The following is a 17,405-nucleotide window of genomic DNA, read 5'->3' as shown; positions in this document are numbered from 1 at the left end:
GCCTCTCACCCCTGCGTCGAACGGGGGACGCCCGTTTCGACATCGTCGCCGAGATTTTTCGACGTTTCTTGTGCGGCGTACGTCTGCGCAGGTCGCAGCGGTGACGGGGCGGGCGCGCGGCGGCCGTGGAGCGCCGCCGTCGCCAGCGCGGCCGCCACCAGGAGCCCCGCGGACACCGCGAAGGCCGCCGCGTGCCCCTCGGCCAGGTCGGCGGGCCCGCGCCCCGAGCCCGTGGCGCTCGCCGCGACGGTGACCAGGACCGCGAGGCCCAGCGAGCCGCCGAGCTGGCGCGAGCTGTTGAGCAGCCCGGAGGCCATGCCGGTCTCCTCGGGGGCGACGCCGTTGGTCGCCGCCGTGCCCAGCGGCACGAAGCACATGCCGATGCCGACGCTCGCGACCAGCGAGGGCCCGAGGACGGAGCCCAGGAACGTGCCGCCCGCCTCGACCGTCAGCGCGAACCAGCCGAACCCGGCGGCCCCCAGCAGCCCGCCCGCCACGAGCAGCGTCCGCTCGCCGAGGCGCCCCACGGCCTTGGTCGCCACCGTCGACCCGGCCACGACGCCCGCGCAGAACGGCAGGAACGCGGCGCCGGCCGCCGTCGGCCCGTACCCCATGACCTGCTGGAGGTAGAGCGAGGTGAAGTAGAAGGCGGCGAACTGCCCCGACGACATCAGCAGCGAGAAGACGTTGGCGGAGAGCACCGGGCGGTGGGAGGTGCCGAGCAGGCCGAGCCGCAGCAGCGGCTCGCGCTTGCGGGCCTCGACGGCGACGAAGGCCGCGAGCAGCACGACCGCGGCGCCGAGCGTGCCCAGCGTGGTGCCGGACCCCCAGCCGTAGGTCTCGGTGCGCACGAGGCCGAGGACGAGCACCGCCATCCCGGCCGTGACCAGCAGGGCGCCCGCCACGTCCAGGCGCGGCGCGGGCCCCGTACGGCGGTCGACGGGCACCCCGCGCCGCGCGGCGATGAGCGCGGCGAGCACCACGGGGACGTTGATCAGCATCACGGAGCGCCAGCCCACCCAGTCGGTGAGCAGGCCGCCCGCCATGATCCCGACCGCGCCGCCGAGCGCGCCGGAGACGCCCCACAGGCCGAGCGCCCGTGAACGCGCGGGCCCCGCCGCGTAGTTGACGGTGATCAGTGCGAGCGCCACGGGGGCGAGGGCCGCCGCGCCCGCGCCCTGCACCGCGCGTGCCGCGATGAGCTGCCCCGGCGTCAGGGCGAGCCCGCCCGCCAGGCTGGCCGCGCCGAAGACCACGAAGCCCCAGACGAGGCTGCGCCGCCGCCCGACCAGGTCGGCGAGGCGCCCGCCGAGCATGAGCAGGCCGCCGAAGGCGAGCGCGTAGGCGTTGACGACCCACAGCAGCGAGTCGTCGCCGAAGCCGAGGTCGTCGCCCATGTCGGGCAGCGCGATGTTGACGACGGACATGTCGAGGGAGACGAGGAACTGCACGGTGAGCACCACCGGAAGCAGCCAACGTCCTTGCGGAGCGTTCGAGTTCACCTTGTTCTGCACCATGCGGGGTACATTACTGTACGACGTATAGAAATTGCACGGGGGGCATCGCCCACAGCATCGGGGCAGGCGGGACAATGGGCGGGTGGCAGCAGAAGAGAAGGCGCAGAAGCGCGGCGTGGGGCGCCCCCGCCGCATCGAGCCGGAGGCGATCGTCGACGCCGCCCGCCGGATCCTCCAGGAGGGGGGCGTCGCCGCCCTGAGCATGCGCCGCGTCGCCAAGGAGGTCGGCACGACGCCGATGGCGCTCTACCACCACGTGCGCGACAAGGACGAGCTCCTGATGCTCACGCTCTCCGGCACCGCCGACACGGTTCCCCGCCCCGAGCTCCCCGACGACCCGCGCGACCGCCTCCTCGCCGTCTCCCTGCACATGCACGGCACGCTGGCGCGCATGCCCTGGGTGGTCGAGGTGCTCAGCCTCGGCGAGCTCACCGACAAGGGCGCCCTGTGGATGGTCGAGGAGATCGTCGGCGCGGGCATCGACTGCGGCCTCACGCCCGCCGAGGCCGTGCGCGCCTACCGGACCGTCTGGCACTGCGTCTACGGCGACCTGGTCTTCCGCCACGCGATGGAGCGCCGCGCCGCCGACCCCGACCGCAAGCGGCACTTCCCCGAGATGCTCACGGACGCGGACGCCGCCGAGCTCCCCCACCTCTCGGCCCTCGCGGGGAGCTGGGCCGAACTGACCGAGGACTACGACATCGCACGTCAACTGGCCGCGGTGGTCGACGGGTTGCTGGGCCGGGCGGGAGCCGGCCGCTGAGGCGTGTGCCAGGCTCCTACGCATGCCCTTCGACCACAACGACCACTATCACCGGCTGCTCCTGCGCAACCTGCCGCCGCACGGCCGCACCGCCCTCGACATCGGCTGCGGGACCGGCCGCTTCGCCCGCCTCCTCGCGGCGCGCGGCTACGAGGTCGACGCGCTCGACCCCTCGGCGGAGGTGATCGCCGAGGCGGAGGCGGCCGGCGGCGGGCCCCGCTTCCGCCGGGCCGACGTGACCCGGGAAGAGCTGCCCGACGGCCACTACGACGTCATCACCTGCCTGGCGAGCCTGCACCACATGCCGTTCGACACGGTCACACGCCTGCGCGCGGCCCTCGCCCCCGGCGGCAGCCTGCTCGTCCTCGGCTGCCACGCCGGAACGACCCCGTGGGACGTCGTGGCGTCCCCGGCCAACGCGGTGGCACGGGTCGCGGTGTACGCGGGCGAGCGCCTGCGCGGCGACCGCACGCCCCCGCTCAAGGCCCCGGTGCGCGAGCCGGACATGCGCCTCCCGCAGGTCCGCGCCGAGGCAGCCCGCCTCCTGCCCGGCAGCCGGGTGCGCCAACTCCTCTTCTGGCGCTACCTGTTGACCTACAGCCGCCCGCTCCCCCGGCGCACCGGAGGAAAGGGCTAGCTCTCCTCCACCGACTCGAACCGCCACCTGTGTACCGCCCGCGTCACCAACTCCGGTGAGGGCTCGGGCAGTTCGGGCAGGTCCGCGTCGTACTCGGCGTCCCACCAGGTGATGACCAGGACCCGGTCCTGCGGTGCGCTGAAGGTCTCGCGGCGGACCGGCTTCCCGGACAGCTCCTGCGCCCGCGCCCAGGCGAGCAGCTCGGCCCCGCGCCCCTCGACGGCACGGGCCTCCCACATCAGCGCGACGCTCATGAGTACAGGTTCTCCTTGCTGACCTCGTGCACGTGGTCGTGGTCGTGGCTGTGCGCGTGCCCGGGCACGTGCGGCTCCGTCACCGGCAGCGACGAGTCCGCCGACAGGTCCCAGTCGGAGGCCGCCCTGTTCCGCGCCACCATCTCGGCGCCGAGGGCCGCGACCATCGCGCCGTTGTCCGTGCACAGCTTCGGGCGCGGCACGCGAAGCCGGATCCCGGCCTTCTCGCACCGCTCCTGGGCGAGCGCCCGCAGCCGCGAGTTGGCGGCCACGCCGCCACCGATCATCAGGTGGTCGACGCCCTCGTCCTTGCAGGCCCGCACGGCCTTGCGGGTCAGCACGTCGACGACGGCCTCCTGGAAGGACGCCGACACGTCCCGCACCGGCACCTCCTCGCCCGCGGCCCGCTTCGCCTCGATCCAGCGCGCGACGGACGTCTTGAGACCCGAGAAGGAGAAGTCGTACGCGGGGTCGCGGGGCCCGGTGAGGCCACGCGGGAACGCGATCGCCTCCGGGTCGCCCTCGCGCGCGTACCGGTCGATGACGGGCCCGCCGGGGAAGCCGAGGTTCAGCACCCGCGCGATCTTGTCGAAGGCCTCGCCCGCCGCGTCGTCGATGGTCGCGCCGAGCGGCCGCACGTCCGAGGTGATGTCGGTGGACAGGAGCAGCGAGGAGTGACCGCCCGACACCAGCAGCGCCATGGTCGGCTCGGGCAGCGGCCCGTGCTCCAGCTGGTCGACGCAGATGTGCGAGGCCAGGTGGTTGACGCCGTAGAGCGGCTTGTCGAGGGCGTACGCGTACGCCTTGGCGGCCGAGACGCCGACGAGCAGCGCTCCCGCGAGCCCTGGACCCGCGGTGACCGCGATGCCGTCGAGGTCCTTCGCGCTCACGCCCGCGTCCTTCAGGGCGCGCTCGATGGTCGGCACCATCGCCTCGAGGTGCGCGCGGGATGCGACCTCGGGCACGACGCCGCCGAAGCGGGCGTGCTCGTCGACGCTGGAGGCGACGGCGTCCGCGAGCAGGGTGGTGCCGCGCACGATGCCGACGCCGGTCTCGTCGCAGGAGGTCTCGATGCCGAGGACGAGGGGTTCGTCGCGCGAGTCAGCCATGAATCTCGGTTCCTTGTACGCCGGTTACGGAAGTGGAGGGGTCGGTGCGGCGCATGACCAGGGCGTCCACGTTGCCGGGCTGGTAGTAGCCGCGCCTGAAGCCGATGGGCTCGAAGCCGAAGCGCTCGTACAGCTTCTGGGCCCGGGTGTTGTCGACCCGCACTTCCAGCATGACCTCGGCGCACTCGAAGGCGGTCGCGGCCTGCAGCAGGTCGGTGAGGAGACGGGCGCCGAGGCCCGTGCCCCAGTGGTCGCGGGCCACGGCGATGGTCTGGACGTCCGCGAGGTCCCCGGAGGCGGCGAGCCCCGCGTACCCGACGAGGCGGTCGCCGTCCATGGCCACCACATAGCGGCGGGTGGCGAGGGGGCCGCGCGCGTGGGCGAGCTCGGACCAGAACATCCCGCGCGACCAGGCGTCGTCCGGGAAGAGCTCCTTCTCCAGGGCGAACACCGGGTCGATGTCCCACCAGCGCATCTCGCGCAGCACGGCGCCCTCGGTCGCCTGGGTCACCTGGGTGGTCACTTGGGGGTGACCACCTTGTAGTTCTTGGGCACCTGCGCGTCCGGCCTGCGCAGGTACAGGGGCCGCGGCTCCAGGAGCTCCTCGCCCGCCGCGAGCTTCTCGGCGGCGAGCGACGCGAGCGCGGCCGCCGAGACGTGCTCGGGGGCGCGGGCGTCGGGGAAGGTCTCGGGGTAGAGCAGCGCGCCCGCGCCGACGGCGGGCACCCCCTCGACCTCGGCGGCGATGTCCGCGGGCCGGTCGACGGCCGCGTCACTCACCCGCGTGCGTACGTCGCTGTAGCGCGCCCAGTAGACCTCCTTGCGCCGGGCGTCGGTGGCCACGACGAAGGGGCCGGACTCGATGCCGGAGGCGTACGCGAGGCCGTCGAGCGTGCACACCCCGTGCACGGGGACGCCGAGGGCGAGGCCGAAGGTGTCGGCGGTCATCAGGCCGACGCGCAGTCCGGTGTAGGGGCCGGGGCCCACGCCGACGACGATGCCGGTGACGGCGTCGAGTCTCAGTCCGGCGTCGGCGAGCACCCGGTCGACGGCCGGAAGCAGCAGTTCTCCGTGACGGCGGGCGTCCACCTGGCTCGACTCCGACACGACGGAGGAGCCGTCGTGGAGGGCGACGGTGACGGCGGGCGTTGCGGTATCCAGAGCGAGCAAGAGCACGCGAACAGCCTACGGCTCCGACGCCGGTCGCACGGCCGCACCGGCATGGGGTGCGGCTGCCGGAGGAAGGGGCGCGGCTGCTGCTACCGTCACCTCGTAGCCGGACGCAGTACGAAGAAGTGGGTGGCGCAAGGTGTCAAGGAGCAGCTCGGGATTTGTGGCCGCGCTCACCGCCGCCGCGGTCGCCGCGGTCGGCTTCCTCGCCTACCAGGCGTCGGCCAGCGCACCCGAAGGCCTGGCCAAGACCCCCGACAAGACGTCATCGAGCGCTCCGCGCTCCCCCAAGGACAAGAAGAACCCGACGGCGGTCCCCGCGCGGTCCGGGTCGGGCGAGCGGGTCGTGTACTCGCTGGGCGACGACCGCGTCTGGCTGGTCGATTCCTCCGGCAAGGCCAAGCTCACCTTCGAGGTCACGCCGGGCACGGTCGACCCCGCGCCGGGCACCTACACGGTCAGCTCCCGCCAGGGTTCGGTCACCGGAACGGACGGCACGCCGATCGAGCACGTCGTCCGGTTCACCACGGTCGAGGGCGTCACGATCGGCTTCAGCGCGGCGGTCGACGGCTCGACGCCGAAGCCGGACCCGGACAAGAAGACGGGCGGCATCCGCGAGTCCCGCGCCCATGGCGACGCCATGTGGGAGTTCGCGGGGATCAACCAGAAAGTCGTCGTCGTTCCGTAAGCGGGGCCGGGTCGCGCGGAGGCGTGGAGACGGCGCTCGCCGCGGCGCACGACGCCAGCAGATCACTCATGGACAGGCCCGTGGGAGCCACGGCACCGGATGGCCCCGGCAGCCCGTGCGGCTGCGGCTGTGCGTCACGTTCTGAAGCCGGCATGGATGCCTCCTGGAGCTCCGGGAGCAGACGTGGTTAGGTAGACCTAACCAGGACCTGTATCCATGTGACCACGCGCGACGCGGGCAGCGCAACATCTTGCCGACGTCTTGTCGGAACGTTGGGGCGAACCTACGAGAACACCCGGCTGCCTGGCCGGATCAGGCCGCGAGCGAGGCCAGATCCGCGTCCGCCCACCGCGCGCCGAGCCCGGTCAGCGTGACCTCGCGAACCTCGTCCGTCGTGTCCCCGACGGCGCGGTCGATGACGACGTGCAGCCGGTCGTCGGAGAGCTCCTCGACCTTGCCGTCGCCCCACTCCACGACGATCACCGATTCGGGGAGCGACACGTCGAGGTCGAGGTCCTCCATCTCGTCGAGCCCGCCGCCCAGGCGGTACGCGTCGACGTGCACCAGCGCGGGCCCCTCGCCGAGCGGCGGGTGCACACGGGCGATGACGAAGGTCGGCGAGGTGACGGCGCCCCGCACCCCGAGGCCCTCGCCGAGGCCGCGGGTCAGGGTCGTCTTCCCGGCACCGAGCTCGCCGGTGAGCATGACGAGGTCGCCGGGGCGCAGGAGTTTGGCCAGGCGGCGGCCCAACTCGCCCATCTGCTCGGGGGAGTTGACGGTGATCTTGAGTACGTTGGCGGGGGCCTGGTGGTGCGGTGCTTCCATACCGCCCACGTTAGCCGCTGGAGGTCCTCGCATCGGCCGCCGCCGGGACCGCGCCCGCCCGTCTCCCGCCGCCACCCTTACAAGGCCGCGCTGCGCGCCTCTGCTTTCACCCTTGCGAGCAGCTCCGCGAGCCGGTCCGTGACCACCTCGGGGTGCTCCAGCATGACCAGGTGGCCGGCGTCCGGGACGAGGACGAGCTCGGCGTCCGGCAGCCGCTCGGCGATCGCCTCGCTGTGCTCGCTCGGCGTGACCAGGTCCTTCTCCCCGGCCAGCACGAGCACCGGGAGGCCGGCGAAGTGCGCGAGCGCCTCCGCCTTGTCGTGCTCGGCAAACGCCGGGTAGAACTCGGCGACCACGTCGATCGGCGTCGACTCGATCATCCGCTCGGCGAAACGCGCGATGGCCGGGTCCACGTCCTTGCGCGAGAACGAGTAGCGCTTGATGACGCCCGCGAAGAGGTCCGCGGTGGCCCGCCGTCCCCGCTCCACCAGCTCGGCCTGCGAGCCGAGCGCCCGCAGCACGCCGGGCAGCACCTTCCTGACGGCGTTCATCCCGGCCACCGGAAGCCCGAAGTTCACCTGACCGAGCTTCCCCGACGACGTACCGACCAGGGCGATGCCCACGACGCGCTCGCGGATCAGGTCGGGGAACTGGTCGGCGAGGGCCATGGTCGTCATGCCGCCCATGGAGTGCCCGACGAGGACGAGCGGCCCCTCCGGCGCGGCGGCGTCGACGACGGCCTTCAGGTCGCGCCCCAACTGGTCGATGGAGACCGGCACATCGCCCTCGACCTGGCCCACCCCGCGCCCCGAGCGGGCATGGCTGCGCTGGTCCCAGTAGACGGCGCGGACGACTCCGCGCAGGGCGGCCCGCTGGAAGTGCCAGGAGTCCTGGCTCAGGCAGTAGCCGTGGCTGAAGACGACGGTGACCGGCGCGGGCTCCCTGCGGCCGAAGAGCCGGCGCCGCCTGCCCTGGTCGCTGTCCGCCTCGACCTCTTCGACCTCGTACGAGAGCTCGGTGCCGTCGTCCGCGTACGCCGTGCCGGGCATGCCGCGCAGCGAGCCGTACGGACCCGCGGAGTCGAGTGCGAGCCTCGCCTTCTTGCGCATGCCGCGGCCGACCGTGAGCCGCTCGATGGCGACGCCCGCGGCCGCGCCCGCGGCGATGACTCCTATCGCGGCGCCGGCCACCCCGGCCCTGCGCCAGTTGCCGGCCGCCGCGGCGACTTCCGTCACCGCTTCCGCCGCGGCCGCCCCCGTGCTGCTCTCGCTCACGTGCCGCTCCTACTCAGTGGTCGGACTGCCCGTTCACATCTCTCCGCTGCCGGGCCGCTCATTCACGTAGACGCGCGGGACGCGGGATCCGATGCGCGTGACGATCTCGTACGCGATGGTGCCCGACGCCTGCGCCCAGTCCTCGGCGGTCGGCTCGCCCCGGTCGCCCGGGCCGAACAGCACTGCCTCCGCGCCGACTTCGGGCTCGTCCCCGCCGAGGTCGACGACGAACTGGTCCATCGCGACGCGACCCGCGACGGTACGCCACTTGCCTCCGATGAGGACCGGGCCCGTGCCGGAGGCGTGGCGCGGGACCCCGTCGCCGTACCCGGCGGGGACGAGGCCGAGGGTCGTCTCGCCGGGGGTGATGTAGTGATGCCCGTAACTCACGCCGTGACCCGCCGGGGCGTGCTTCACATGGGCGAGCGAGGCGCTGAGCGTCATGACGGGCCGCAGGCCGAAGTCCTGCGGGGTGCCCACCTCGGGGCTCGGCGAGATGCCGTACATCGCGATGCCCGGGCGGACGAGGTCGAAGTGGGTCTCGGGAAGCGTGAGCGTCCCCGGGGAGTTGGCGATGTGCCGCACCTCGGGGCGTATCCCCCGCTCCTCGGCGTACGCCACCATCTCGCGGAAGACCGTGAGCTGGGCCGCGATCGAGGGGTGGCCCGGCTCGTCGGCGCACGCGAAGTGCGACCAGAGGCCGGTGACCTTGACCAGTCCCTCGGCCTCGGCGCGCAGGGACTCGGCGATCAGCTCGGGCCAGTCGGCGGGCAGGCAGCCGTTCCGCCCGAGGCCCGTGTCGGCCTTGAGCTGGATACGGGCCGTCCTGCCGAGCCCGCGGGCGGCGTCCGTCACCTCGCGCAGCGCCCACAGCGCGCTCACCGACATGTCCAGATCGGCCTCGATGCCCTCGCGCCAGGGGCCGCCCGGCGTCCACAGCCAGCACATGATCCGGCCGGGCAGTCCCGCGGCGCGCACGGCCAGGGCCTCCTCGGGCGTGGCCGTGCCGATCCAGGTGGCGCCGGCCTCGCGGGCGGCCTCGGCGCAGGGCACCATTCCGTGGCCGTACGCGTCCGCCTTCACGACGGCCATGAACGCGGCGTCCGGCGCGTGGGCGCGCAGCGAGCGCACGTTGGCGCGCAGGGCGGCGAGGTCGATCTCGGCGCGGACACGGAAGGCGGCTGTCTCGTTCATCGCGGACAAGTGTCTCAGAGCGCGCCGACAACCCCGTTCCCACGGCCGCTCACCCGGCCCACGAGGCCCGTGGGCCAGATGCCGGGCTCGCGGGTCAGGTGCCGGGCTTGCGTCCCCACACATAGACGCGGTCGCCCTTGAGCAGTGTCTTCCACAGCGCGCGGGCGTCGGTGAGGCGCATGTTCACGCAGCCGCGCGAGCCCGGCGGGCTGTACACGTTGCCGTAGATCGCGTGGAACGCCTGCCCGCCGCTGAAGAACTGGCTGTACGGCATGGGGGTGTTGTACAGCGACGACCAGTGGTTCTTGTGCTTCCAGTAGACCTTGTGCCAGCCGGGGCGGGTCCCGTACCCGGCACGTCCGGTGCGGATCGGCACGGGACCGAGCAGCACCTCCTTGCCCTTCTGCACCCACATCAGCTGCCGGGACAGGTCGACGCAGGCGAGGCGGTACGCGCGCGTGGGGCAGTCCCTCGCGGCGTTGGGGTTCTTGCGCGCGGAGATCCACCGCATGCGGGCCCAGGTCACCGGGCCCGCGAAGCCGATCGCGGGCCGGATCCCCTGCTTCTTCTGGAACGCGCTGATGGCCTCGCAGTCCGTCGCGGACTGCCTGCCGTCCACCGGGCGCCCGAGCCAGCGCTCGGCCTGCCGCTGATAGGGCCCGGCGCTCCTGGTGCACGCGGGCGCGGCGGCCTTGGTGACGACCTCGCTCGCCGGCACGTACTCGATGAGGGCGTCGACGCCGGGCGGCGCCTCCATGGGCTCGATCGCGTCCTCGGCGGCGCTCGGCTCGTACACGTGCGGCAGCAGGGCCTGGTCGGGGGTGTCCAACTGCCAGGGGTGGAGCGGCGTGAGCGGGATTCCGGGGACCAGCGGGGCGGTCGCGGGCGACGCGGGCCGCGGCGGGACGGGGTCCGCAAAGGCGGTTCCCGCGGCCGCGGGGGCGGCGGGCAGGACGGCGGCCAGGGCGAGCAGCACGGTGAGTCCGCGCTCGGCTGTCTTGCTGATCATTCGATGAGCGAACCCCGACCGCACACCGGGCGGCCGTCAGCCGCGCGGAGGGATCACTCGAAGGGCCTGTCACGAAAAACCATTTCCTAGGACTCCTAGGTTTCTGTCTACCATCCCTAGGGATTGGCTGATCGCCGAACAGCCGCGGATCTCCTCCTACGGAAGGCGACGAACCCCATGGCCCGAGCAGGTCTGACCCGTGAGCGCGTGGTGGAGGCGGCCGCCGACCTGGCGGACGAGATCGGCCTGGAGAACATCACGGTCTCGGCCCTCGCCCGCGGCTTCGGCGTGAAGGACGCGAGCCTGTACTCGCACGTCAGGAACATCGCCGACCTCAGGGCACGGATCGCGCTGCGGGCCACGGGCGAGTTGGCGGACCTCATCGGCCCCGCGGTCGCGGGCCGCTCCGGCAAGGACGCCCTGACCGCCTTCGCCGACGCGTACCGCGGCTTCGCCCTCGCCCACCCCGGCAGGTACGCGGCCACCAACCTCCAGCTGGACCCGGCCCTCGCCGCCGAGGCCCCGGGCCCGCGCCGCGTCGCCGAGTACACCTACGCCCTGCTGCGCGGCTACGACCTGACCGAGCCCGACCTGACCGACGCGGTACGCCTGCTGCGCGGCACCTTCCACGGCTACGTCGACCTGGAACTCTCCGCGGGCTTCGGCCACCCCCGCGACGTGCGGACCTCCTGGCACCGCGCCGTGGACGCCCTGCACGTGCTCCTGGAGCACTGGCCCACCCCCGAAAGGACCACCCCCGCATGACCATCGAGTCCGCCCGCCTCAAGGTCCCCGGCGCGACGCTCCACCACGAGATACGCCGGAGCGAAGGCCCCGTCCTCCTGATGCTCCCCGGCGGAGGCGGCGACAGCGCGGTCTTCGACGGCGTCGCGGAGTTCCTGGCCGCCGAGTTCACCGTCGTCACGGTCGACCCCCGCGGCTACTCGCACAGCACGCTGGACGGCCCCCGCGAGGAACAGCGCGTACAGACGCAGTCGGACGACGCGCACCGCCTCCTGGAGGCGCTCTCCCCGCACGAACCCGCGTACGTCTTCGGCAGCAGCGCGGGCGCGGTCGTCGCCCTCGACCTGCTGGCCCGCCACCCGCACCGGCTGCGCCACGTCGTCGCGCACGAGCCGCCGTGCTTCGCGCTGCTGCCGGACGCCGAGGAGCAGCGCGCCTTCGTCCACGAGGTCCGCGACCTCCTGCGCGCCCGGGGCCACGGCCCGGCGGCCGCGCGCTTCCTCCAGGGCCTGGGCGGCACGCTCGAACCGCTCCCCGACCCCGCGACGCTGCCCCCGCGCACGGCGGGCATGCTGACCCGCCTGATGGCGAACAACCCGCACTTCCTGGAGTACGAGCTGGTCCCGTTCACGACGCACGTCCCCGACCTGGCGGCCCTGCGCGAGACCGCGCCCCGCCTGACCCTGGCCGCGGGCATCGCGTCGCGCGGCCGCCTCCCGTATCGCCCGGCGGCCCTGATGGCAGACCGACTGGGCCTGGACCTGCAGGAGTTCCCCGGCGGCCACTCGGGCTACACGGACGCCCCGCTCCCGTTCGCGAAGCAGCTCCTGAAGACTCTCCGAGCCGGCTAGAGCGGCATCCCCGTACACGCCTTCCACAGCGGCATCCGTACGCACCTTCTACAGCGGCGTACGAACCTCCCGCCAGGCGGCGGGAATCGCCTCGGCCACATCCTGCGCCCCCACCGGCGCCCCGTCCGCGGCGAGCCGCCCCGCGAGCCCGTGCAGATGGGCGGCCACGGAGCCCGCGTCCCGTGCGTCGAGCCCCGCGGCCAGCAGGGATCCGGCGAGTCCGGACAGCACGTCACCGCTGCCTGCGGTGGCGAGCCAGGAGGTCCCGGTGGGATTGACGCGCACGGCCCCGTCGGCCGAGCCGACCAGGGTGGTGGACCCCTTCAGCAACACGGTCGCCCCGTACCGCCCCGCCAACTCCCGCACGGCGGCGAGCCTCCCCGCCTCGACCTCCTCGCGGGCGACACCGAGCAGGGCGGCGGCCTCCCCGGCGTGCGGCGTGAGCAGCGTGGGGGCCCGCCGCGCCCGCACCTCGCGCTCCCCCGCGAGCCGCAGCCCGTCGGCGTCGATCAGCAGGGGCACATCGGCGGCGAGCACGTCCCCCAGCCGCTCGGCGTCGTCACCGAGGCCGGGCCCCGCGACCCAGGCCTGCACACGCCCGGCCTTCGACGGAGGCCCGGCGGACACCAGTGCCTCGGGGAACCGCGCGATGACGGCGTCGGCGGCGGGCCCCACGTACCGCACGGCGCCCGCGCCCCCGCGCAGCGCACCGGCGACGGCGAGCACGGCCGCTCCGGGATACCGCGCCGACCCGGCGACGATCCCGACGACGCCACGCCGATACTTGTCGCTCTCGCCGCCGGGAACGGGCAGCAGCCCGGCGACATCAGCGAACTGAAGGGCCTCCAACTCGCCTGCGCGGCCCTCAAGTTCGAGCCCGATGCCGACAAGCCGCACGACCCCGGCGTACTCCCGGGCGGGATCGACCAACAGCCCGGGCTTGTACGCCCCGAAGGTCACCGTCACATCGGCCCGCACCGCGTCGCCGTGCACCTCCCCCGTGTCGGCGTCGACGCCGCTGGGCAGATCCACCGCGACGACCACCGCGTCCCGTGCGGCGGCGACGAGTTCGGCGGCACGCTCCCGGAGCCCGCCGCGCCCCCCGATCCCCACGATCCCGTCGACGACGAGCCGCGCCCCGGCGACAAGCTCCTCGGCCCGCGCGCCGTCGCCCGCCACGACGACGCCCCCGGCCGCCCGCAGCGCGGCGAGCCCGCCGGGGTGGGTGCGCTCCGGGGCGAGCAGCACGGCACTGACCCCGGCACCCCGCCGCGCCAGCCGTGCCCCCGCGTACAGGGCGTCGCCGCCGTTGTCCCCGCTGCCCACCAGCAGCGTGACCCGCGCCCCGTACACCTTCCCGAGCAGCTGCGCGCACGCGACGGCGAGCCCGGCCGCGGCCCGCTGCATCAGCGCCCCTTCGGGCAGCCGCCCCATCAACTCCCGCTCAGCGGCCCTGACACTCTCCACGCTGTACGCAGTACGCATGGCCCCAGTCTCCCCCCACCACCGCGCACGACGCCTGCTCGCGGCGCCACCGACGACATCCTGCGGCCGCAGACGCCGCCCCGGCCCCTCAGGGCCCCCTCACCCCTCAGCAATCACCACCGCGGAAGCCACCCCCGCGTCATGGCTGAGCGACACGTGCCACGACCGCACCCCCAACTCCGAGGCCCGCTCGGCCACGGTCCCCGCCACCCTCACCCGCGGCTGCCCACTCGCCTCGACGTACACCTCCGCGTCGGTCCACCGAAGCCCCGCCGGCGCCCCCAACGCCTTGGCCAAGGCCTCCTTCGCCGCGAACCGCGCCGCCAGCGACGCGACCCCCCGCCGCTCCCCGCTCGGCAGCAGCAACTCGCTCTCCACGAACAGCCGCTCGGCCATCCCGGGCGTCCGCTCCAGCGCGGCCCCGAACCGCTCGATCTCCGCGACATCGATGCCAACCCCAATAATCATCTCCGCAGCGTGACACACCCCACCCCCGCTCCCGTTCAAACAGCCGTAACAATGGACTGTGATCTCTTCGGTCTCCGAGCCCACCAAGGCTCCGCGGAGCGCCCACCGGCACAGGCCGGAGGCGACTCCCTACGTCGACCTCACCCGCACCGAGTGGAGCGCTCTCCGCGAGAAGACGCCCCTGCCCCTGACGGCGGAGGAGGTGGAGAAGCTCCGCGGCCTCGGCGACGTCATCGACCTGGACGAGGTCCGCGACATCTACCTCCCGCTCTCCCGACTCCTCAACCTCTACGTGGGCGCGACGGACGGCCTCCGCGGCGCCCTCAACACCTTCCTCGGCGAGAAGGGCTCCCAGTCGGGCACGCCCTTCGTCATAGGAGTCGCGGGCTCCGTGGCGGTCGGCAAGTCGACGGTCGCCCGCCTCCTCCAGGCACTGCTCTCCCGCTGGCCGGAACACCCCCGCGTGGAGCTGGTCACCACGGACGGCTTCCTGCTCCCCACCAAGGAGCTGGAGGCCCGCGGCCTGATGTCCCGCAAGGGCTTCCCCGAGTCGTACGACCGCCGCGCCCTCACCCGCTTCGTGGCGGACATCAAGGCGGGCAAGGACGAGGTGACCGCGCCCGTCTACTCCCACCTGATCTACGACATCGTCCCGAACCAGCGCCTCACGGTCCGCCGCCCGGACATCCTCATCGTCGAGGGCCTGAACGTCCTGCAGCCCGCGCTCCCCGGCAAGGACGGCCGCACCCGCGTGGGCCTCGCGGATTACTTCGACTTCAGCGTGTACGTGGACGCCCGCACCGAGGACATCGAGCGCTGGTACCTGAACCGCTTCAAGAAGCTGCGCCAGACGGCCTTCCAGAACCCGTCCTCGTACTTCCGCAAGTACACCCAGGTCTCGGAGGAGGAGGCGCTCGACTACGCCCGCACCACCTGGCGCACGATCAACAAGGTCAACCTCCTGGAGAACGTGGCGCCCACCCGGGGCCGGGCGGCCCTGGTCATCCGCAAGGGCCCCGACCACAAGGTGCAGCGCCTGCGCCTGCGCAAACTCTGATCCGGCCCGGCGCACACCCGGTTACCCTGCGGACATGCTGCACCTACGCCTGATCACCCCGGCGGACAAGACCGACGAGGTGGTGCGCCTGATCGAGAACACGGTCGGCGCCACCCACCTCGCGGTGGTCCCCGGCGCCGCCCGCAACCCGGTGGGCGACGTCGTCATGTGCGACGTCGCGCGCGAGGCGGGCGACGAACTGCTCGGCGGCCTGCGCACGCTGGAGATCGACAAGTGCGGCTCCATCGCCCTGGAGAACATCGACCTGTCGCTCTCGCACCGCGCGGACAAGGCGGAGGACGAGGCGCCGGGCGAGGGCGCGGACGCGGTCCTGTGGGAGCAGCTGACCGACGCGACCCACGAGGAGTCGACGCTCTCGGTCACGTACGTCGCGTTCCTCACGATCGCCACGATGATCGCGGCCTGCGGCGTCGTCCTCGACAACGCGATCCTGATCGTGGGCGCGATGGCGGTGGGCCCGGAGTTCGGCCCGCTGGCCGGCTTCTGCACGGCCCTGGTCCGGCGCGCGCCCCGCCTCGCCCTGCGCTCGCTGACCGCACTGGTCGTGGGCTTCGCGGCGGCGATGGTGGTGACGGTCGGGTTCAGCTACTTCATGGACGCGATGGACCTGTTCAGCGACAGCGCCCTCAAGTCGGAGCGCCCGAACACGAACTTCATCTACCGGCCCGACTGGTTCTCGTTCGTGGTGGCGGTCCTGGCGGGCGCGGCGGGCACGCTCTCGCTCACCTCGGCGAAGTCGGGCGCCTTGGTCGGCGTGGCGATCTCCGTGACGACGGTCCCCGCGGCGGCGAACGCCGCGGTCGCCTTCAGCTACAACGAGTACAAGCAGGCGTGGGGCTCCACGGAGCAGCTGCTCCTGAATCTCCTGGGCATCGTCCTCGCGGGCACGCTCACGCTGCTGGCCCAGAAACTCCTGTGGGCCCGGCAGCGCGAGCGCACCGCGAAGTCACAACACCTCTAGCCGAGCGCCGACTTCACGACGTCGGCGAGCCGCCCGGCCACGGACCGCGCCTGCTCGATGTCCGCGGCCTCGACCATGACCCGCACCAGCGGCTCGGTCCCGGAGGGCCGAAGCAGCACCCGCCCCGTGGAGCCCAGCTCGCGCTCGGCGTCGGCGACGGCGGCGGACAGCTCGGGCGAGGTCTTCACGCGCGACTTGTCGACGTCGGGCACGTTGATGAGCACCTGCGGCAGCCGCTCCATGACACTCGCGAGATCCGCGAGGGAGCGCCCCGTCTCGGCGACCCGCGCGGCCAGCAGCAGCCCGGTCAGCGTGCCGTCGCCGGTGGTCGCGTGGTCCAGGACGATGACGTGCCCGGACTGCTCGCCGCCGAGGGCGAAACCGTGCTCCTTCATCGACTCGAGGACGTACCGGTCACCGACGGCGGTCTGCACCAGGGACAGCCCCTGGCCCTCCATGGCGAGCTTGAAGCCGAGGTTGGACATGACGGTGGCGACAACGGTGTCGTGACGCAGCGTGCCGTGCTCCCGCATGGCGAGGGCGAGCACGGCGAGGATCTGGTCGCCGTCCACCTCGGCACCGGTGTGGTCCACGGCGAGGCAGCGGTCGGCGTCCCCGTCGTGGGCGACGCCGAAGTCGGCCTTGTGCTCGACGACGGCGGCCTTGAGCAGGTCGAGGTGCGTGGACCCGCAGCCGTCGTTGATGTTCAGCCCGTCGGGCTGGGCGCCGATCGTGATGACCTCGGCACCGGCGCGCGCGAAGGCCTCGGGCGAGACGCGGGCGGCGGCGCCGTGCGCCTCGTCGAGGACGATCTTCAGACCGTCGAGACGGTTGGGCAGGACACCGAGCAGATGCGCGATGTACTGGTCGAGGCCCTGGTCGTACGACGTCACACGGCCGACACCGGCCCCGGTGGGCCGCTGCCAGGGAGCGCCGGTGCGGTGCTCCTCGTACACGGATTCGATGCGGTCCTCAAGATCGTCGGCGAGCTTGTGGCCGCCGCGCGCGAAGAACTTGATGCCGTTGTCGGGCATGGCGTTGTGGCTTGCCGAGAGCATCACGCCGAGGTCGGCGCCCAGCGCACCGGTGAGATGGGCCACCGCGGGGGTGGGCAGCACACCGACGCGCAGGACGTCCACGCCCGCGCTCGCGAGGCCCGCCACCACGGCGGCCTCCAGGAACTCCCCGGACGCGCGCGGGTCACGTCCCACCACCGCCGTCGGGCGATGACCCTCGAAGGTGCCCGCCTCGGCCAGTACGTGCGCCGCCGCCACGGAGAGTCCGAGCGCGAGCTCGGCCGTCAGATCCGCGTTGGCGACACCGCGCACGCCGTCCGTGCCGAAGAGTCGTCCCACTGCTGTCCTCCGAACGTTCAAGA

Annotated in this window: 19 protein-coding genes; 7 read left to right on the top strand and 12 right to left on the bottom strand. The window is 73.1% G+C overall.

The window, feature by feature from the left end; translation table 11 throughout:
• Positions 1 to 5: 5 nt before the first annotated feature.
• On the bottom strand, positions 6 to 1,517 hold the full coding sequence (locus ACZ4D5_RS17790) for an MFS transporter (RefSeq protein ID WP_467773282.1): 1,512 nt from the start codon (positions 1,515 to 1,517) through the stop codon (positions 6 to 8).
• Positions 1,518 to 1,599: 82 nt separating this feature from the next.
• Between ACZ4D5_RS17790 and ACZ4D5_RS17785 the strand changes: the two genes are divergently transcribed.
• Together ACZ4D5_RS17785 and ACZ4D5_RS17780 are read left to right on the top strand one after the other, a co-directional pair.
• Positions 1,600 to 2,280 (top strand): TetR/AcrR family transcriptional regulator, encoded by a 681-nt coding sequence (locus ACZ4D5_RS17785; RefSeq protein WP_467773281.1) that lies wholly within the window; start codon positions 1,600 to 1,602, stop codon positions 2,278 to 2,280.
• Positions 2,281 to 2,302: 22 nt separating this feature from the next.
• Positions 2,303 to 2,917, top strand: a complete 615-nt coding sequence (locus tag ACZ4D5_RS17780) for a class I SAM-dependent methyltransferase (RefSeq protein ID WP_467773280.1) — start codon at positions 2,303 to 2,305, stop codon at positions 2,915 to 2,917.
• Here the strand turns inward: ACZ4D5_RS17780 and ACZ4D5_RS17775 are convergent.
• The 4 genes from ACZ4D5_RS17775 to tsaB are packed head-to-tail and all read right to left on the bottom strand — an operon-like array spanning position 2,914 to position 5,456.
• On the bottom strand, positions 2,914 to 3,171 hold the full coding sequence (locus ACZ4D5_RS17775; protein ID WP_467773279.1) for a hypothetical protein: 258 nt from the start codon (positions 3,169 to 3,171) through the stop codon (positions 2,914 to 2,916). The two genes, ACZ4D5_RS17780 and ACZ4D5_RS17775, sit on opposite strands and share 4 nt — an antisense overlap.
• Complete coding sequence (gene tsaD, locus ACZ4D5_RS17770) at positions 3,168 to 4,280, bottom strand: tRNA (adenosine(37)-N6)-threonylcarbamoyltransferase complex transferase subunit TsaD (protein WP_467773278.1); 1,113 nt, start codon at positions 4,278 to 4,280, stop codon at positions 3,168 to 3,170. The genes ACZ4D5_RS17775 and tsaD overlap by 4 nt, the downstream gene beginning before the upstream one ends.
• The gene (gene rimI, locus ACZ4D5_RS17765; protein ID WP_467773577.1) at positions 4,273 to 4,755 is read right to left on the bottom strand and encodes a ribosomal protein S18-alanine N-acetyltransferase; all 483 of its coding nucleotides are present in this window, start codon (positions 4,753 to 4,755) and stop codon (positions 4,273 to 4,275) included. Before rimI ends, tsaD begins: the two co-directional genes overlap by 8 nt.
• Before the next feature lie 44 nt (positions 4,756 to 4,799).
• Positions 4,800 to 5,456, bottom strand: coding sequence for a tRNA (adenosine(37)-N6)-threonylcarbamoyltransferase complex dimerization subunit type 1 TsaB (gene tsaB, locus ACZ4D5_RS17760; protein WP_467773277.1), 657 nt, complete (start codon positions 5,454 to 5,456; stop codon positions 4,800 to 4,802).
• A 133-nt stretch (positions 5,457 to 5,589) separates the two neighbouring features.
• Here tsaB and ACZ4D5_RS17755 point away from each other — a divergent pair, with 133 nt between their 5' ends.
• Positions 5,590 to 6,138 carry a hypothetical protein gene (locus tag ACZ4D5_RS17755; RefSeq protein WP_467773276.1) on the top strand — a complete coding sequence of 183 codons (549 nt, stop codon included), beginning with the start codon at positions 5,590 to 5,592 and terminating at the stop codon, positions 6,136 to 6,138.
• A gap of 312 nt (positions 6,139 to 6,450) precedes the next feature.
• Here ACZ4D5_RS17755 and tsaE read toward each other — a convergent pair whose 3' ends face one another.
• The 4 genes from tsaE to ACZ4D5_RS17735 all read right to left on the bottom strand — a co-directional run bounded on the left by tsaE (position 6,451) and on the right by ACZ4D5_RS17735 (position 10,440).
• The gene (gene tsaE / locus ACZ4D5_RS17750) at positions 6,451 to 6,963 is read right to left on the bottom strand and encodes a tRNA (adenosine(37)-N6)-threonylcarbamoyltransferase complex ATPase subunit type 1 TsaE (RefSeq protein ID WP_467773275.1); all 513 of its coding nucleotides are present in this window, start codon (positions 6,961 to 6,963) and stop codon (positions 6,451 to 6,453) included.
• Positions 6,964 to 7,040: 77 nt separating this feature from the next.
• Positions 7,041 to 8,237 carry an alpha/beta fold hydrolase gene (locus tag ACZ4D5_RS17745; protein WP_467773274.1) on the bottom strand — a complete coding sequence of 399 codons (1,197 nt, stop codon included), beginning with the start codon at positions 8,235 to 8,237 and terminating at the stop codon, positions 7,041 to 7,043.
• A gap of 33 nt (positions 8,238 to 8,270) precedes the next feature.
• Positions 8,271 to 9,431 carry an alanine racemase gene (alr, locus tag ACZ4D5_RS17740; protein ID WP_467773273.1) on the bottom strand — a complete coding sequence of 387 codons (1,161 nt, stop codon included), beginning with the start codon at positions 9,429 to 9,431 and terminating at the stop codon, positions 8,271 to 8,273.
• A gap of 94 nt (positions 9,432 to 9,525) precedes the next feature.
• Complete coding sequence (locus ACZ4D5_RS17735) at positions 9,526 to 10,440, bottom strand: L,D-transpeptidase (RefSeq protein WP_467773272.1); 915 nt, start codon at positions 10,438 to 10,440, stop codon at positions 9,526 to 9,528.
• 177 nt (positions 10,441 to 10,617) lie between these two features.
• On the opposite strand from ACZ4D5_RS17735, the gene ACZ4D5_RS17730 reads away from it, so the two are divergent.
• Both ACZ4D5_RS17730 and ACZ4D5_RS17725 read left to right on the top strand, forming a co-directional pair.
• Positions 10,618 to 11,205, top strand: a complete 588-nt coding sequence (locus ACZ4D5_RS17730; RefSeq protein ID WP_467773271.1) for a TetR/AcrR family transcriptional regulator — start codon at positions 10,618 to 10,620, stop codon at positions 11,203 to 11,205.
• Complete coding sequence (locus tag ACZ4D5_RS17725) at positions 11,202 to 12,035, top strand: alpha/beta fold hydrolase (protein ID WP_467773270.1); 834 nt, start codon at positions 11,202 to 11,204, stop codon at positions 12,033 to 12,035. The genes ACZ4D5_RS17730 and ACZ4D5_RS17725 overlap by 4 nt, the downstream gene beginning before the upstream one ends.
• Before the next feature lie 48 nt (positions 12,036 to 12,083).
• Here the strand turns inward: ACZ4D5_RS17725 and ACZ4D5_RS17720 are convergent, their stop codons facing one another.
• Both ACZ4D5_RS17720 and ACZ4D5_RS17715 read right to left on the bottom strand, forming a co-directional pair.
• Positions 12,084 to 13,520 (bottom strand): NAD(P)H-hydrate dehydratase, encoded by a 1,437-nt coding sequence (locus tag ACZ4D5_RS17720; protein ID WP_467773269.1) that lies wholly within the window; start codon positions 13,518 to 13,520, stop codon positions 12,084 to 12,086.
• A gap of 99 nt (positions 13,521 to 13,619) precedes the next feature.
• Positions 13,620 to 13,988, bottom strand: a complete 369-nt coding sequence (locus ACZ4D5_RS17715) for a holo-ACP synthase (protein WP_467773268.1) — start codon at positions 13,986 to 13,988, stop codon at positions 13,620 to 13,622.
• Positions 13,989 to 14,046: 58 nt separating this feature from the next.
• Between ACZ4D5_RS17715 and coaA the strand changes: the two genes are divergently transcribed.
• Together coaA and ACZ4D5_RS17705 are read left to right on the top strand one after the other, a co-directional pair.
• The gene (coaA, locus tag ACZ4D5_RS17710; protein WP_467773267.1) at positions 14,047 to 15,045 is read left to right on the top strand and encodes a type I pantothenate kinase; all 999 of its coding nucleotides are present in this window, start codon (positions 14,047 to 14,049) and stop codon (positions 15,043 to 15,045) included.
• A 34-nt stretch (positions 15,046 to 15,079) separates the two neighbouring features.
• The gene (locus tag ACZ4D5_RS17705) at positions 15,080 to 16,027 is read left to right on the top strand and encodes a DUF389 domain-containing protein (RefSeq protein ID WP_467773266.1); all 948 of its coding nucleotides are present in this window, start codon (positions 15,080 to 15,082) and stop codon (positions 16,025 to 16,027) included.
• Here the strand turns inward: ACZ4D5_RS17705 and glmM are convergent.
• Entirely contained in the window at positions 16,024 to 17,382 is a 1,359-nt protein-coding gene (gene glmM, locus ACZ4D5_RS17700) for a phosphoglucosamine mutase (protein WP_467773265.1), read from the bottom strand. The two genes, ACZ4D5_RS17705 and glmM, sit on opposite strands and share 4 nt — an antisense overlap.
• Positions 17,383 to 17,405: the final 23 nt, after the last annotated feature.

The sequence above is a fragment of the Streptomyces sp. NPDC025651 genome, from assembly GCF_055558735.1.
The sequence above is the reverse complement of the archived record's forward strand: the minus strand, read 5'-3'. Positions and strand labels throughout refer to the sequence as shown.